This is a genomic window from Aequorivita aurantiaca, assembly GCF_030410135.1.
Taxonomy (GTDB): Bacteria; Bacteroidota; Bacteroidia; order Flavobacteriales; family Flavobacteriaceae; genus Aequorivita; species Aequorivita aurantiaca.
In genome coordinates, this window is sequence record NZ_JAUGQQ010000012.1 from 14,181 (window position 1) to 31,240 (window position 17,060).

Sequence of the window (17,060 nt, forward strand, 5' to 3'; positions counted from 1 at the left end):
GATTTTTGCATTATCTTTAATCTATGGCTAACAAAATAATTCCATATAACAAGCACTTGAAATCTTTAGCTCGTGAATTACGGAAGAAGATGACTCCTTCCGAAAAACTTTTATGGGATGTAATTAGGAAGAAGTCGCTGGGGGTAGAGTTTCATCGACAAGTTCCAATATTCAATTATATAGTTGATTTTTATTGTCACGAAATAGGTTTGGCAATTGAAATAGACGGAAGTATCCACGAGCCTAATTTTCTTGAGGATGCCGAACGACAAGGTAAAATGGAAAGATATGGAGTTCATTTTTTGCGTTTTTCCAACGAAGAGGTATTTAATAATTTAAAAGGTGTTATAGTCATCGTTGAAAGTTATATAAAAGAGGCTACTTAAAAAGATTCACTCCAAAACTGAAAAACATCCCCCTCAATCCCCCTTCGAAGGGGGACTTTACCGGTTTCGCCATTTTATTCTTAGAAAAGATCTCCTCCTTTAGAAGGGAGGCCGGGAGGGATGTTCTTCTGCTATTTTGAGCTGTTCAGTAAAAACATCCCCCTAAATCCCCCTTCGAAGGGGGACTTTTTGCTTTATCGCCAATTGAACCTAAGAACCGATCTCCTCCCTTAGATGAGAGGCCGGGAGGGATGTTCTTCTGCTAAGTTGCGCTGTTCGGTAAAAACATCCCCCTAAATCCCCCTTCGAAAGGGGGACTTTTTTGCTTTATCGCCAATTGAACCTAAGAACCGATCTCCTCCCTTAGAAGGGAGGCCGGGAGGGATGTTTTTTAATATATCTCAAAATAATCCCATTTAATCCCGTAATTTTGCCACCCCAATCTATTTAGAAGTAATGAAACACAATCCCACAATCGCTATTATCGGTCTTGGCTATGTTGGTCTTCCACTGGCTGCCGCTTTTGCTGAAAAATATAAAGTAATCGGTTTCGATATCAATTCAAAACGAATTGAGGAATTAGGGCGAGGCGTGGACCATACGTTGGAACTTTCCACGGAAGAACTGAAAAAAGCTCTGTCACAAACCGATACCTCTGGCCTTAGCCTGACTGCCGAACCCGAGAATATAGAAAGTGCGACTGTTTTTATCGTAACCGTTCCTACCCCAACCAATCAGTACAATCAACCAGTTTTAATCCCGCTTCAAAAGGCCAGTGAAACCGTTGGGAAATATTTGAAGGAGGGTGATATCGTGATTTATGAGTCCACTGTATATCCCGGCGTTACCGAAGATATATGTGTGCCTATTTTGGAAGAAAATTCAAGTCTTATTTTCAATAAAAACTTTTTTGCGGGTTACTCGCCCGAACGGATCAATCCCGGCGATAAGCAACATACCGTTACCAAAATTTTGAAGGTTACTTCCGGTTCCACACCCGAAGTTGCCAAATATATTGACAGTCTTTACGCCTCAATCATAACAGCGGGAACCCATTTGGCACCTTCCATAAAAGTGGCTGAAGCGGCCAAGGTTATTGAAAATTCTCAGCGCGATATTAATATTGCCTTTGTAAATGAACTTTCAAAAATCTTCAGGCTTTTGGAGATTGACACCAAGGACGTATTGGAAGCTGCCGGCACCAAATGGAATTTTCTGAAGTTCACCCCAGGCCTTGTCGGCGGACATTGCATTGGGGTAGATCCCTATTATTTGGCACAAAAAGCACAGGAAGAAGGATATAATCCGGAAATTATTTTAGCGGGCCGCCGTATGAATGACGGCATGGGCAATTATGTTGCCCAAGAAGTAGTGAAATTAATGATCCAAAAGGAATGCAAGGTAAAGAGTGGGCATGTGCTTGTTCTAGGCATTACCTTTAAGGAGAATTGTCCCGATATTCGCAATAGTAAGGTAATAGATGTAATCGAGGAATTGCGGAAATACAACCTTAATATTGACGTTTATGATCCGTGGGCAAGGGTTGATGAGGTTTCAAATGAATTTGGATTACGATTATTAAGCGAGGAATCGCAACTGAAACAGAATTATGAAGCCATTATCCTGGCAGTAGGCCATAAGCAATTTACGGACTTTCCGCTGGAAGACCATAAAGCTTCCCCCTCGGTGGTTTTTGACGTGAAATCCTTCTTTCCAAAAAACCTTGTGGATGGTTGTTTGTAGTGATAGGTTTCAGATTTGGGTTTGAGGTTTCAAGATATAAAATGTGAATTATATAATGTTGAAAATCCAATAGATCCCATATCAACCAATCAAAAAATCCCAAATTAATAGAATAACGAATACCTATTACTGTGAAAAATCCAAAATATCATACCGCTGACCTTTCCACAAAATCATTCCTTATCACTGGCGGGGCCGGATTTATTGGGTCCAATCTTGCGGAGTATCTTTTGGCGCACAATGCGCAAAAGGTGCGGGTGTTTGATAATTTGGCCACAGGTTTCGAAAAAAATCTTGCACCCTTTCACAACAATCCCGGTTTTGAATTTATGGAAGGCGACATCCGTAATCTGGAATCCTGCAAGAGGGCAATGGAGGGAATGGATTATGTTTCTCATCAGGCAGCGTTAGGCTCGGTGCCGCGCTCCATCAATGATCCCCTTACGTCCAATGAGGTGAACGTAACCGGTTTTTTAAATATGCTGGTTGCCCAAAAGGAAAGCAAAACCGTAAAAAGAATGGTTTATGCGGCCTCCAGCTCTACCTATGGCGATAGCCAAAATCTGCCAAAAGTGGAGGAAACCATTGGCAAACCTCTTTCGCCCTACGCGGTTACCAAGTTGGTAAATGAATTATATGCGGATGTTTTCTTCAAAACATACGGCACCTCCACTATCGGTTTGCGGTATTTCAATGTTTTTGGTCCTAACCAGAGTCCCACCGGCGCTTATGCCGCCGTAATTCCACTGTTTATGCAGGCGCTAAAAGATGATATTGCGCCAACGATTAACGGTGATGGCGAGCAGACCCGGGATTTCACTTTTGTGGCAAACGCAGTGCAGGCCAATATACGCGCATTCTTTGCAGAAGATATGGCGGTCAACCAAGTTTTCAATGTTGCCTATGGGGAACGAATCAGTCTGAATGCTTTGTGGAATGAACTTCAGGCCATTGCCGGAAAAAATATTAAGGCAGTTTATGGCCCGCCCCGCATGGGTGATGTACGCGATTCGCTGGCAGATATTGATAAAGCGAAAAAATTGCTAGGCTATGATCCCCGTTTTTCATTGACGGAAGGGCTACGGAATACTTGGGAGCGGTTTTAGTTATGGGTTATGAGTTATGGGTTATGCGTGAATAATGAATACTGATTAACAGGTAATGAGTCAAAAAATGAATTAGGTTTTCCATTTCATATACACCATAACTAAAAACCAAAAACCCTAAGCAAAACTCCTACTACAAAAACGCTTTTCAGAAGAAATTTTCTTCATATTGAGGAAATGCAAATGTTAAAGTTTTAATTGACCGAGTTTCAAGACGTTGTCAATTAAGTGGTTTCCTACACAAAAAATCCTTTAGTCGAAATTTGAAATCATCTTAACGGATAATTTGAACATTTCGCAACAAAGCGCTCTACGCCTTAAGTATACCCTACAAAATTTGCATTTTCTGCAAACGTATCCTATCATTGTTACGCCCCTTATCATAACAATTTTGTTTATCTTAAAAACACTTTTTTATGAAAAGACCGTACGCTCCTCAACAATTTGCATTCCTTATTTGCAGCCTTTTTTTATTCTTTTCTTATAATGTTTTCGGGCAGGTTGGCATTGGCACTACTAACCCAGACATAGGTTCCATTCTAGATATAACCAGTAACGATAAAGGGGTGTTATTACCTCGGATAGATATAACTAATTTAAATAATCTTTTACCCTTAACTAGTGGTACGGAAGGGATGATAGTATATAACACCAATACTTCAACAGGGCCAGGTTTGGTTTATTGGAATGGCGTAAATTCTTGGGTGCCAGTAGGTGATGGAAATGGTACGGATTCCTGGGGGAGGACGGGGAATGCTGGAACTACTGGAACAAATTTCATTGGTACGACCGATAATCAGCCCTTGCGTTTTAAAACAGCTAATACAAACGCTTTTGAAATATCTGGTGGCCCTTCCGTGAATAGAGGAAGATTGAGAGCGATGAATAATGGAGATGCTGCATTACCAACCTATTCTTGGAATGGCGCTAATGCGCAGAATATGGGTATGTTTAGAATTTCGGCCAATACACTAGGATTTTCTACGAATGGTACAGAAAGAGCTAGAATTATTGCTAATGGTGATGTTGGTGTGGGTACAGTGAATCCTCTTGCAAGACTTAATGTAAGTATCGCTGAAAATGATAGACCTGCAATATTTTCGCAGATCACTGCAACCAATTCTACTTGGTCGGCTGGAGAATTTTTTAATCCAAATAACGCAGGAGGAATAGGATTAATGGGAATTGGTTATTCTGGTGTATATGGCGTCACAACAAATGTTAATGCGGGATGGGCTGGATATTTTGAGGGTGATGTTTTTACTCGAGATCTTTATTTTAGAGATGTCTACACTTACTCAGACCGACGAGTAAAGCAGAATTTTCAAAATATAGATAACAGCTTGGATATTATTATGAAACTCAACCCTCAAAAATATGAAAAGTTGATAGAAATTGATAATAGTAAAACTACAAATTTTATTTCAGCGAAGGGAACAATGGAACACAAGGGAAAGGCTGAAAAGGAATTTGGTTTGATTGCACAGGAAGTAGAACTTATTTTACCGGAACTAGTATCTACAAAGGAAACAATTTTAAAGGATTTAGGAGCCATTGACTTAAAAGCTGTTAATTATAATGGGCTAATTCCAATTTTAATTCAAGCAATGCAAGAACAGCAAGTACAGATTAAAGTCTTGGAGGAAGAGGTTAAAATTTTAAAAGCAAAGAATTAAAAACATTTTACCCAATCTTTTATTTAAAAAGCTCTTGGCAGACCCAGTCTTGAATGTTTTTTTCATTTTCATCGATCTATCAGTTTAGTGTTTTTAAGTTTAGTGGAAAAAATACAAGCGGTCTGAATATAAATTTGAATCCGCTTCCGCTGCCCTTCTAATTCACCCAAACTGACGATCCAATTCAAAAAAGGTAGCTTAATACTAGGCGTATACTAGAGGAAAGGTACCATTAACATAGCATGAATGTAGCTTTAAGGTAGCATTCAACCCCCTTGAACCATACATTAGGGCGACCTGAAATATACATTGGGACAAACTTAACCTAGCACCACCGAGTGTCGAACTATGCTCTAGGACACTTTTTAAAAACTTTCGGCTAGAGGCCGTAGACCATATCGCTTAATTCACTGAATTTTTATAATACTGAATCTTTTTCTCTCTTTTGACAACACAGTACAAAAAGAATTCTATAAATATTGATTACTCTTCCAGCAATAGTTTTTCCAAAGAATAATTGTCCAATTGCGAATCGGGTGGGATGAAATAGGAAACACTTGCCGAGGCAATGGGCCTTAGCCCACAGAGTATTTCACAAATTGAACAATGTGAGACTTTAAATACTGAAATCTTGGACAAAATAGTCCAAGCATTACGTGTTACTAAAGAGAGCATTGAAAATTTTTCCGAGGAAGCTGTATTTAATTACTTTAGTAATATTTATAATAATGGTACGGGTCAAGTTTATAATAATAATTGCATATTTAATCCACTTGAAAAATTTATAGAAGCTGTCGAAGAAAACAAAAAACTCTACGAGCGATTGCTTAGAGCTGAACAGGAAAAGATTACTTACCTAGAAAAGCTTTTAGATAAATAATTGCCAAGTATATATTTAAGAAACAACCCGAGCACGTATGCTGGGGTTTTTTATTTTTTATTGTTTAGGAATTAGTAATTAATGAAGATAATCTGTAGACAGGATTGTGACAATCTCAAACAGACAATTGAGAGCCGAAAACCGACACTGATATCAGTAACATCAATTTTCCTATCTTAGCAACCATCAAAAAAGATCCCCAAACCCCAATGGAATTGGAAACCAAAGTCTACCAAAAGGAAGGCAATCTGCGCATAGGTAAGTTGTTGAAAGAGAGTTTGGCCGACATAGCCCGATCTCGTTTTCTCTCATTCCAATTGGCCAAGCGCGATATTCAAGCCCAATACCGCCAAAGTTATCTCGGGATTATTTGGGCCTTTATCACTCCCCTTGCTACTGCTTTTGTATGGATTTTTCTCAATAATTCCGGGACCGTTCGCATTACAGATACCGGCATTCCCTATCCTGTTTATGCTTTTTCGGGTACTTTGCTTTGGTCTATTATCACAGAATCCATCAATTCGCCAATGGCAAGCACCAACAGTGCGAAATCCATTCTATCAAAAATCAACTTTCCAAAAGAAGCATTGGTTGTCTCGGGGATCTATAAACTTTTGTTCAACAGTTCCATTAAGGTGGTCTTGCTATTAATATTCGTGTTCTTTTATGGCGTGGGATTCCATTGGAGCCTCCTGCTATTTCCCATATCAATATTAGGCGGGGTTCTTTTTGGCACTACCTTAGGATTGTTTATAACCCCATTAGGATTGCTCTATAAGGATATTGGTAGAATGATTTCCTTCGGCTTGCAATTTTTGATGTACGTTACCCCAGTGGTATATGCCATCCCAAAATCAGGAATAATGAAGACAATAATGGAATTAAACCCATTTACGCCAATTATCCTAACAGCAAGAGATTTAGCCGTAGGCTTTCCCCCAACGTATCTCACCTATTTTTTAATCGTAATAGCTTGTTGCATCCCTTTGTTTTTTATTGCTTTGTTGTTCTATAGGATTTCGATTCCTATTTTAGTGGAGCGGATGAGCGCATGATCGTGAGTCGTGAATAGTGAGTCGTGAATCGTAAATTGTGAGTCGTAAATAATTAAAAGAGAGTAGTGAATCGTTAATACTAACTTCACGCCTAACGAATCACGTCTCGCGAATAATGAATAAAAAAATGGATCATAAGGAACTGGACGTTTGGAAAAAGAGTATGGATTTAGTTGAAGTTGTTTATACACTCACAGCTAAGTTTCCCAAAGAAGAACGCTATGGTTTAGTTTCACAAATGCAACGAGCAGCTGTTTCTATACCGTCGAATATAGCAGAAGGAACAGCACGAAAGAGCAATAAAGAATTATTACAATTTATTTCAATTGCGATGGGATCTGCGGCAGAACTGGAAACTCAGTATCTTATTGCAATAAGGTTAAAATATATTGCCGAAGATATCGAAATAGTGACTATAATTACAAATGTGAAGAAATTGCTATTAGGTTTTAGAAATTACATAAAAGATAAATCATGAATAGTGAAATGTCAATACTAACTAACGAATCACGAATAACGAATAACAATTCTGGATTCACGAATAACGAATAACGATTCACGATTCACGATTCACGAATAACGATTCACGAATAACGATTCACGATTCACGAATAACGATTCACGATTCACGAATAACGATTCACGAATAACGACGAATGAACGAAGTACTAATCTCCGTAGAAAACCTCTCCAAAAAGTTCTGCAAGGACCTTAAGACCAGCCTGTGGTATGGCGTAAAGGATCTGGCCAGTGGGTTGAGCGGAAACCGCAACGAGCGCGAACTACGGCCAAAGGAGTTCTGGGCGATAAAGGATATTAGTTTTGAACTGCGCCGGGGGGAATGTTTAGGGCTTATTGGCCATAATGGTGCCGGGAAATCCACACTCTTAAAAATACTGAATGGTCTAATTAACCCCGACGCCGGCAAGGTAACCATCAAAGGTCGGGTAGGGGCGTTGATAGAGCTGGGGGCGGGTTTTAACCCAATTCTTAGCGGACGGGAAAACATTTATAACAACGGCGCCATCCTTGGCTTTACCCGTAAAGAAATAAACGAAAAAATAGAAGAAATTATAGACTTCGCTGAAATACGCGAGTTTATAGATATGCCGGTACAGAATTACAGCAGCGGGATGAAGGTGCGCCTGGGTTTTGCCGTGGCGGCTCAGATGCAACCCGATGTGCTTATAATTGATGAGGTTTTGGCGGTCGGGGATTTGGGGTTTGTACTAAAATGTTTTAAACAGATAGATACTATTCTGCCCAAAACTGCTATTGTTTTTGTATCACACAGTATGCCTATGGTCTCGCGTATTTGCAACCAGATTATTTTGATGGATAGGGGAGAGTCTATTTTTCAAGGAGAAGATGTAGGGAAGGCGATTGATAAGTATTATACCCGCTTTGTTGATAATGAGAGTAATGTGGTTTTTACAGATGGTAGTATTGATTTGGAAGATATTGAGCTTCTGGACACCTTTGGCTATGAAAAAAATATACCACAATTGAGATGGGGAGACAATTTAAAATTAGCCTTTAAATTTAAAATAAATTCATTAGTGGCAATACCAGCATTTCACATATCTATTTTTGACAAAGAACAACGCCCCGTTGCCATTTTTGAACCTAATGTAGAAGAGTTGATTTCTCTAAATGATTCTGACCGGATCGAATTTATTGTTGAACACAAGAATTTACAACTTTCAAAGGGCATTTACTCCATAAATATTGTTGTTTCAAAAATGGCAAATAATGAACCATTGCTGCGAATGAACGGCATTGCATCCTTTCAAGTACTCCATCAGACGGATACCTGGCCACCTTTTTTATTAAAGTCCTCCTATCAATCAATTTAAATATATGTTATTAAAAAATAACACACACAAAATATTTTGCATCGGTCTCAATAAGACGGGAACAACTTCTTTGGGAATGTTTTTAGAACAACAAGGATCCTTGGTAGAATCGCAGAGAAAGGGTGAACTATTACTTAAAGATTATTTTGATAGAAATTTTAACGCAATAATTAACCACTGTAAAAAGTCCCATTCGGTCGTGTATCAGGATGTTCCATTCTCTTTACCATTAACTTATCCACATCTTGATAATGCATTTCCAGAAAGTAAATTTATACTGACTATTCGCGAAAATAGTGATGTATGGTTTGAATCAATTTTGAAATTCCATTCGGATTTTTATAATAACGGAAAAATTCCCACCTATGAAAGTTTAAAAAATTCAAAATATGTATATCCAGGATGGTCTTGGAAACTTATGCACGATGTTTTTATAAATGACAAATCAGAGATGTATTCTAAGAATGAATTTGTTGATGTCTATGAAAATCATGTTGAAAGTGTAAAGAATTATTTTAAAAATAATCCCGATAAATTGTTAATAATAGATGTTTCAAAAAATGACGATTTACTCAAATTATGTAAATGGTTAAAAATAAAAACGGACAAGTCTTCCTTTCCCCATATTAGTTCGAAAGACATTCTAAGCCTAAATTATAACTGTAAATTTCTTAAAGGATAATGTTGACGTTAATAAAAAAATATTTTAAAAAAGCCAAAAAACGGATTGTAAAAAAGAAACATAAAAATGATTCTATATCTACAGGTCCAAATACTTGTTCCGTGTGTAATCAGAATGTTAGATTCAAGAATTTACCCTATGAATACTTTTTGAAATTTTACGAGAACGGCTTTGTTTTTTCACCTTTTTTATTTGAGACTTTAAATATCAAAGATTATTCGTGTTCAAATTGCGGTGCTTCAGATAGAGATCGATTAATGATGCTGTATATGAAAAAGTACTTGATTGATAAAAAAAGTGTTAGGCTTATAGATTTTGCACCAGCAAAGGCCTTAGGAAATGCTCTTAAAAATCAAAGTTCAATAGAATATCGAAGCGCTGATTTATACATGGAATCGGTAGATGATAAAATTGATATCAGAGATATGCACGTATATCCAGATGAATCTTTTGATTTTTTCATTTGCTCGCATATATTGGAACATGTTGATGAAGATGCAAAAGCTTTAGATGAACTGTATCGCATTACAGCAAAAAATGGAGGAGGAATTCTTTTAGTTCCTATACTCTTAGGATTAGAAAAATCTGTAGAAAACAAAGAGTATTTAAAAAGTGAACATTTAAGATGGAAATATTTTGGACAAGATGACCATGTAAGAATGTACTCTAAGTCAGATTTTTTAGAACGAATTGAAAATTCAGGCTTCAAAATAGAACAGATTAGCGAAACTTATTTTGACGCAGGCCTCTTTGAGCAATGTGGCTTAGATAAAAAGTCTACTTTATACATAGTGGAAAAATAAATAATTATCACTATAATAAATTTACATCCAAATAGAAAATCTTGATCAACGTAACCAAAACCTTTCTACCCCCTCAAGAAGAATACAACGCTATTTTAAAACGCGCCTGGAATGCAGGTTGGATTACCAATCGAGGAGCATTAGTACAGGAACTGGAAGAAAAGCTAAAAACCTATTTAAAAATTCCCAACATAATTGTAACCACAAATGGCACCTTACCACTACAAATAGCAATTAAGGCGTTGGGCCTAAAAGGAGAAATTATTACGACCCCCTTTAGTTATGTAGCTACCACCAGCAGTATTATTTGGGAGGGTTGTACGCCAGTGTTTGTGGATATCCATCCAGAATATTTTACCATAGACGAAACCAAAATTGAGGCTGCCATTACTCCAAAAACAAGGGGTATTTTGGCAACCCATGTATTTGGCAATCCGTGTGCTGTGGAAGAAATTGAAGCCATCGCAAAAAGGCACAATTTAAAAGTGATTTATGATGCCGCCCACTGTTTCGGAGTTACTTATAAAAATAAAAGCATATTTGAATTTGGTGACGTGAGTACTTGTAGCTTTCATGCGACAAAAGTTTTTCATACGGGTGAAGGTGGAGCAATGTTTACAAATAATACTGAATTGTTTGATACCCTATTTTATCATCACAATTTTGGGCATAACGGTCCTTTGGATTTTTACGGTCTCGGCGTAAATGCCAAGATGAGTGAATTACAGGCGGCAATGGGATTGGTTGTTTTTCCATATATTGATGAGATTATTATAGATCGGAAAGAGATTGTACGGTATTATAAAGAACATCTTAAAAACGTTCAGTTATTAAAGTTAAGGGAAGAAACGCAATGGAACTTCTCCTATTTTCCTGTAATTTTTAAAACGGAGGAAGCACTGTTAAAAGTACAGAAAGACTTAAATGAAAATAGTGTTTACCCAAGAAGGTATTTTTACCCTAGCTTGGATAAATTACCTTATATTGAAGCTAGACCTTGCAGTATATCACAAGACATAAGCAGAAGAATACTATGTCTCCCTTTGTTTTACAACTTGGATATTGAGATACAAAAAAATATTATTCAAATAATAAATAAGGCAATATGCTGATTATAGGAGCTAAAGGAATGGCGAAAGAACTTTTGGAAATTCTTTCTGTTGAAATGCATTTAAAAAATAAGGATATTGTTTTTTTTGACGATATTAATACGGAAAAGGAGGTATTGTATGATAAGTTTAAAATCCTTACCAATATCCAAAAAGCTTCACATTATTTTTTGTCGGAAGACAATAGATTTACTTTAGGACTTGGAAATCCTCATTTACGAAAACAGATGGCCGAAAAGTTTATGGCTTTAGGTGGAGAATTAACTTCTGTTATTTCTTCTTCTGCCAAAGTTGGGAGTTTTAATACCACAATCAATAAAGGTTGCCAAATTATGCAGGGAGCTATCATTACAAATGACGTCTATTTAGGAGAAGGAGTTTTAATAAACCTTAACAGCACTATCAGTCATGAGTGTGTTATTGGTGATTATACAGAAATTGCTTGTAATGTTTCCATACCAGGACGATGTTCTATTGGAAAAAATGTTTTTATTGGTAGTAATGCTACGCTAATGCCCGATATTAGTATTGGCGATAACACAATAATAGGGGCAGGAACTGTTGTAATAAATGATGTTCCTGCGAATGTAAAAGTAGTAGGTAATCCTAATCGTATAATATAAGTTTTATGGATATTCCATTAGTTTCTGTATGCATGATTACTTATAATCACGAAAAGTATATTGCCGAAGCCATTCATGGGGTATTGATGCAAAAAACAGATTTTAAAATAGAATTTATAATTGCGAACGATGCTTCCACAGATGAAACCCATACTCTAATCGATCAATTAGCAATAGACACAAACAAAATCACCATTAATTATATTAATCACCCGGCAAATATTGGCATGATGTCGAATTTTGTATTTGCACTTGAACAATGTCGAGGCAAATATATAGCTCTCTGCGAGGGCGACGACTACTGGACAGACCCCTTAAAACTACAAAAGCAAGTGGGTTTTTTGGAAACTAATGATGATTATAGTATTTGTTGGACAAACTATCATATTTTAGTAGACAAACAATTAGTAGTTCCGAAATGGAATGAACAATATAAAAATACAAACTGTTTTGAAGTTGATTTTAATAATTTTGGCTCTCCCTATTGCACTTATACTTTAACAGCAATGTTCAGACGTGATGGTATTAAAAATATTGAATTAATCAAATATCGTTTTTTAAAGGATAACACTATATATTCTATCTGTTTAAAAGATGGAAAAGGAAAATTACTCAACTTCTTTGGTAGTGTTTATCGCGTGCATAGTTCTGGAATATATTCTTCAGCATCATTGTACAACCAGGCCTATTCAAATTATACGAATCTATCAGAGATTTTAAAAATTATACCTGAAAGTAGAGTGCCTAATATGTTTAACAAAAAAAAAATATGGAAAAAAGAATTTTTTAAGCAATTGAACAAATCCAATAAATCTAATATCGAAAAACTTTTTATTAAATATAAATTAATAGTTAATTCAATAATTTAAAATTAAGCATATTATAACGCATTATGTATCTTAAAGGAGTTTCGGTAATAATAAGTACTTATAACGGCACAAAAACCATTGGCCTTGCCTTGGAGTATTTAGCAAATCAAATATGTCAATGTCCTTGTGAAATTATTTTGGTTGATAATGCTTCTACAGATGAAACAAAAGCTTTTTGTGACACTTGGTGGGATAAATATGGAAACAAATCCATTTCATACAAATCATTTTTTCAACCAATACCTGGAAAATCATATGCACAGGAAATGGGATATGCAGAAGCTTCTTATGAATATTTGTTAGTATGTGATGACGATAATTTGCTTAATGAAGCTTATGTTCAACTTTCCTTTGATATAATGGAGTCTGACTCTACTATTGGAGCTTTGGGCGGATGGTGTGACGCAATGTTTGAAGGCAATAAACCCGATTGGTTTGATACTTATAGTAAATATTTTGCCGTTGGAAAACAAGGTAAAAGTTCTGGAGATATAACCAATAAAAAAGGCTGTCTTTATGGTGCGGGTATGGTTATAAGAAAGAGTCACCGGCTTCAGTTAAATGAGCTCGGATTTAAACCTTTACTAACATGTAGAAAAGGAGATTCGTTGAGTTCTGGTGGCGATACAGAGTATTGTTATGCGTTAAGATTATTGGGCTATAAAATATGGTATGATGAAAGATTACATTTTTTTCATTATATGTTAGCAAAAAGGGTAAACTTAGAGTATGTAACTAAAGTCAGAAAAGCGATATCATATTCAAACTTTGTTTGCGATACTTATTTGGATGAAATTTCAAGAAAGGAGAGCCATGGAACCATTTTGCGGAAAAAAATAAAAAAAGAATTGAAAAAACATTTCTTTCAAAAAATTAAAAATAGATTAATAGGTAGTTTTGAAGAAAAGGAAAAAAGTAAGGAGTATTTCAGAAATCTATATTATTTGAAATTTAAACAATCTGAATATTTTGAAAATAGGAATTCCATTAAGAAATGGTTATAAAAAAGAGTGTTTTTTCTAATACAAAGCAAAATAGAATATGAGTTTTATAAAAAAAATACTTCCAAATCCGCTCAAGAAGTCAATGAAAAAATTACTTGGGATAAAAAAGCCAAAAAAGGGTTTTGAAGGATCTAAAATATATTGGGAAAACAGGTATGTAAATTATAGAGATTCTGGACCTGGTAGTTATGGGCGATTGGCAGATTTTAAAGCCGAAATATTAAATTCTTTTGTAAAGGAAAATAATATTAAAACTGTTATTGAATATGGTTGCGGGGATGGGAATCAACTTTCATTGTCAAATTATCTGAAGTATATAGGATATGATGTTTCAAATAAAGCAATAGCTATTTGTGAAAATAGATTTTCAAATGATAGTACGAAGCAATTTAAAATTATTTCGTCTGAAAATAAAATTTATGAAAAAGCCGAATTAACACTGTCTTTAGATGTATTATTTCATTTAATAGAAGATGAGGTGTTTAATGAATATATGCAGCGCCTATTTGAGAGCTCAACAAAATATGTAATAATATATTCCAGTAACTATGAAGCCTTCATCGCCCCGCATGTAAGGTGCAGGGAATTTACAAAATGGATATCTGCAAACGTTTCTGAAAACTGGGCACTTCAACAAAAAATAGACAATCGCTACCCTTTTGATGAAGAGGATCCTGACAATACATCTTTCGCAGATTTTTATATTTATAAGAGAATGTGAAATAAATTTCAATCGTAATCCATAATGAAGCTTTTAAATATAGCTATTGTAGTAGGCTCATTTCCCACAGTTTCCGAAACTTTTATTGTAAATCAGATAACTTCGTTAATAGATAAGGGACATAGCGTAAAAATATACTCTTACGAAAAAGGCAACATAGAAAAAATACATAATAGTATCCTCACTTACGGCTTATTGGAAAATGTAGTTTACAGAGATAAGCCTCCGGTCAATAAACTTAGAAGATTATTCAGTTTTTTGAAATTGATTTTTCAACATTTCTTTCAATTAAATTGGGCTTTATTATTTAAATCCTTGAGTTTTTCTAAATATGGAAAAAAGGCTATCAGCCTTAAAATATTTTATGAACGTAAGTTTTTTATTTTAAATAAGAAGTTTGATGTTGTTCATGTACATTTTGCCACAAATGCAGTTGATATTGCAAACTATAAAACCGAAGGATATTTACATCAATCAAAATTAGTGGTTTCTTTTCATGGGTATGACATTAACCCCTCAAAAATCGATTTTTATAAAACACATTATAAAGGATTATTTGAGCATACAGATCATTTTACAGTAAATACAATTTATACTAAAGAAATATTACTTCTGGTAAATCCAATATTAACAAACGTTTCCATATTGCCAGTAGGTTTAGATACTGTTTTGTTTAAAAAGACAAAAAAACAGCACGAGATTAACCACCAATTTAAGATTGTATATTGTGGGAGACTTGTTTCGCTAAAAGGCGGATTGCTTTTACCTCTAATTATAGAAGAGTTATTAAATAGGGGATATAATGATATCTATTTGAATGTAATTGGGGATGGAGAACTTAAAAATCAGCTTTGCAATGAGATTGAAAGATTAAATCTTAAAAATGTAATTGAGTTATTGGGTGATATGACTCAAGATGAAATAATTAATGTATTTAGTGAGTCCGACGTATTTTTACTTCCCGGTATTCGAGATTCTCATGATGGCAGAGCAGAGGCACAGGGTTTAGTTATTCAAGAAGCCCAAGCCATGGAATTACCCGTAGTAGTTTCAAATGTGGGAGGGATGAAATATGGATTGATCCCGGATGTAACGGGTTTTGTTGTTCAGGAAAATGACATTAGTGGTTTTGCAGATCGAATTGAAGAACTAATTAAAAACCCTCAAAAAGCAAAAAAAATGGGGGAAGAAGGAAGAAAATTTACGGTTCAGAATTATGATACTAAGGTCTTGGTTGATAAGCTAGTTTCAGTTTATATAAAATAATTAAATATTCTTAATTTATCTGCTTTTCAGCCTACTTTAAAATAAAATTATCCATTTCAAAAATGGGTTGATTCTAAATGGCACTTATATTATAAGGTGGATTCGTAGTCACTCTTATTTTTTTTTGAAAAATGCCAAAAATTCATTAACTTTAATTACTCCCCCTTCAAAATATATATACTATGAAAGCTCTAACTAACAAAGTTAAGGCCAAGAAGGAAGTTGGCTCTAACACCGAGCAAATGCCGAGTGCATTAAACAAACGTCCAGAACCTTTTTTAAAATTGCTTGAGGGCGAAAATGAAATTTTAACGGAAGCCGATATGATGCGGATCTTTCATGTGGACCATGCAACAATTTACCGTTGGCGACAAAAAGCAATTCTTCCCGCCATTAAAATAAACCGAAATGTTTATTACATAAAACAAATTATCATTACAATCTTGTTAGCCAAATCGGGCTATTTAAATCCACAATGATTTTTTTTTAAGACTATTAAAACCAAAGACCCGCAATTAAAAACTGCGGGTCTTTTTTTTTTAGGTTTGGAAAATAACAAACCCACCTTAAAGGGCGGTTACCGCACCAAGATAGGTGCTAGTAGCAGCTCGCTTGCCTTCGGCATCAACAAAGGTGGCCCAAGCATTGATTTCCAATCCGGACCAATACTGTGGCAAAGGCAAATTAACTATTGTTTCCACCCGCGTTCCGGCAGGAGTGAACAACTGATACTCGCCCAGGTCCGCAACAAACAGCAGTACCAATAACTGGTCGTCTGCTTTTGCAAAACCTTGCCCGGTATTGTCCGTATAGGTCAACTGGAGTGTATTTCCAATTGAGGCCGTTAAGGTTGGCGACTGAAGTCCACTTAGATCGCCTTTGCTAATAAGCACTTTTGGATAATCCATAATGAAATCTTCACCTACTTCCAGTACCGCTTCTTTTATATGATAGGAAGTGGCAAGATTAAACGGAGACTTGTCTCCTTGCTTCTGCACGAAGTATTTGCCTACAATAGGCTTCATCGGATTTAAAAAACGGGCTACAAGGCCAAACCTTTCCCGTACCTTTCTTTGCTTTTCCGTAGGAATGCGATTCTCATCAATTTCGGGAAAGCTACGCATCACGTATTTACCTCTCCAACGGGCAACTACAACGGAACCCACTTTTCCACGGAATCCCCCAAGGATTCCTTTTTTGATTGTTCCCATATTTTCATGGTTTTAAAAATTAATACTCTTTTAATTACTGAAATGTAGGAGCCATCTTTCGGATTAACAA

Annotated in this window: 17 protein-coding genes and 1 pseudogene; 17 read left to right on the top strand and 1 reads right to left on the bottom strand. The window is 35.9% G+C overall.

Translation table 11 applies throughout. The features are described 5' to 3' along the window. Positions 1-23 precede the first annotated feature (23 nt). The 17 genes and pseudogenes from QRD02_RS12840 to QRD02_RS12920 all read left to right on the top strand — a co-directional run bounded on the left by QRD02_RS12840 (position 24) and on the right by QRD02_RS12920 (position 16,258). Positions 24-386 (top strand): endonuclease domain-containing protein, encoded by a 363-nt coding sequence (locus QRD02_RS12840; RefSeq protein WP_290255360.1) that lies wholly within the window; start codon positions 24-26, stop codon positions 384-386. Positions 387-842: 456 nt separating this feature from the next. Beyond that, positions 843-2,129: a nucleotide sugar dehydrogenase gene (locus QRD02_RS12845; RefSeq protein ID WP_290255361.1), complete on the top strand. Its 1,287-nt coding sequence runs from the start codon at positions 843-845 to the stop codon at positions 2,127-2,129. A 131-nt stretch (positions 2,130-2,260) separates the two neighbouring features. After that, positions 2,261-3,235 (top strand): SDR family oxidoreductase, encoded by a 975-nt coding sequence (locus QRD02_RS12850; RefSeq protein ID WP_290255362.1) that lies wholly within the window; start codon positions 2,261-2,263, stop codon positions 3,233-3,235. Between the two features lie 416 nt (positions 3,236-3,651). Then, positions 3,652-4,911 carry a tail fiber domain-containing protein gene (locus tag QRD02_RS12855; RefSeq protein ID WP_290255363.1) on the top strand — a complete coding sequence of 420 codons (1,260 nt, stop codon included), beginning with the start codon at positions 3,652-3,654 and terminating at the stop codon, positions 4,909-4,911. A gap of 565 nt (positions 4,912-5,476) precedes the next feature. Beyond that, a pseudogene (locus tag QRD02_RS12860) lies at positions 5,477-5,791 on the top strand (transcriptional regulator); the annotation flags it as partial. A gap of 215 nt (positions 5,792-6,006) precedes the next feature. Continuing rightward, the gene (locus tag QRD02_RS12865; protein ID WP_290255364.1) at positions 6,007-6,846 is read left to right on the top strand and encodes an ABC transporter permease; all 840 of its coding nucleotides are present in this window, start codon (positions 6,007-6,009) and stop codon (positions 6,844-6,846) included. Positions 6,847-6,961: 115 nt separating this feature from the next. Next, positions 6,962-7,324 (top strand): four helix bundle protein, encoded by a 363-nt coding sequence (locus QRD02_RS12870; protein WP_290255365.1) that lies wholly within the window; start codon positions 6,962-6,964, stop codon positions 7,322-7,324. A 178-nt stretch (positions 7,325-7,502) separates the two neighbouring features. After that, complete coding sequence (locus tag QRD02_RS12875; RefSeq protein WP_290255366.1) at positions 7,503-8,702, top strand: ABC transporter ATP-binding protein; 1,200 nt, start codon at positions 7,503-7,505, stop codon at positions 8,700-8,702. Positions 8,703-8,706: 4 nt separating this feature from the next. Continuing rightward, the gene (locus tag QRD02_RS12880) at positions 8,707-9,384 is read left to right on the top strand and encodes a sulfotransferase (RefSeq protein ID WP_290255367.1); all 678 of its coding nucleotides are present in this window, start codon (positions 8,707-8,709) and stop codon (positions 9,382-9,384) included. Then, positions 9,384-10,187, top strand: coding sequence for a methyltransferase domain-containing protein (locus QRD02_RS12885; protein WP_290255368.1), 804 nt, complete (start codon positions 9,384-9,386; stop codon positions 10,185-10,187). The genes QRD02_RS12880 and QRD02_RS12885 overlap by 1 nt, the downstream gene beginning before the upstream one ends. A 41-nt stretch (positions 10,188-10,228) precedes the next feature. Then, positions 10,229-11,299, top strand: coding sequence for a DegT/DnrJ/EryC1/StrS family aminotransferase (locus QRD02_RS12890; RefSeq protein WP_290255369.1), 1,071 nt, complete (start codon positions 10,229-10,231; stop codon positions 11,297-11,299). Beyond that, the gene (locus QRD02_RS12895) at positions 11,293-11,919 is read left to right on the top strand and encodes an acetyltransferase (RefSeq protein ID WP_290255371.1); all 627 of its coding nucleotides are present in this window, start codon (positions 11,293-11,295) and stop codon (positions 11,917-11,919) included. The genes QRD02_RS12890 and QRD02_RS12895 overlap by 7 nt, the downstream gene beginning before the upstream one ends. 5 nt (positions 11,920-11,924) lie before the next feature. Then, positions 11,925-12,788, top strand: coding sequence for a glycosyltransferase family 2 protein (locus QRD02_RS12900; protein ID WP_290255372.1), 864 nt, complete (start codon positions 11,925-11,927; stop codon positions 12,786-12,788). Positions 12,789-12,811: 23 nt separating this feature from the next. Further along, complete coding sequence (locus QRD02_RS12905) at positions 12,812-13,792, top strand: glycosyltransferase (protein WP_290255373.1); 981 nt, start codon at positions 12,812-12,814, stop codon at positions 13,790-13,792. Between the two features lie 37 nt (positions 13,793-13,829). Beyond that, on the top strand, positions 13,830-14,513 hold the full coding sequence (locus QRD02_RS12910; RefSeq protein WP_290255374.1) for a class I SAM-dependent methyltransferase: 684 nt from the start codon (positions 13,830-13,832) through the stop codon (positions 14,511-14,513). A gap of 24 nt (positions 14,514-14,537) precedes the next feature. Continuing rightward, positions 14,538-15,779 (top strand): glycosyltransferase, encoded by a 1,242-nt coding sequence (locus QRD02_RS12915; protein WP_290255375.1) that lies wholly within the window; start codon positions 14,538-14,540, stop codon positions 15,777-15,779. 182 nt (positions 15,780-15,961) lie between these two features. Beyond that, on the top strand, positions 15,962-16,258 hold the full coding sequence (locus QRD02_RS12920; RefSeq protein ID WP_290255376.1) for a helix-turn-helix domain-containing protein: 297 nt from the start codon (positions 15,962-15,964) through the stop codon (positions 16,256-16,258). A gap of 87 nt (positions 16,259-16,345) precedes the next feature. Here QRD02_RS12920 and QRD02_RS12925 read toward each other — a convergent pair whose 3' ends face one another. Beyond that, positions 16,346-16,990 carry a DUF6266 family protein gene (locus QRD02_RS12925; protein WP_290255377.1) on the bottom strand — a complete coding sequence of 215 codons (645 nt, stop codon included), beginning with the start codon at positions 16,988-16,990 and terminating at the stop codon, positions 16,346-16,348. Positions 16,991-17,060 lie beyond the last annotated feature (70 nt).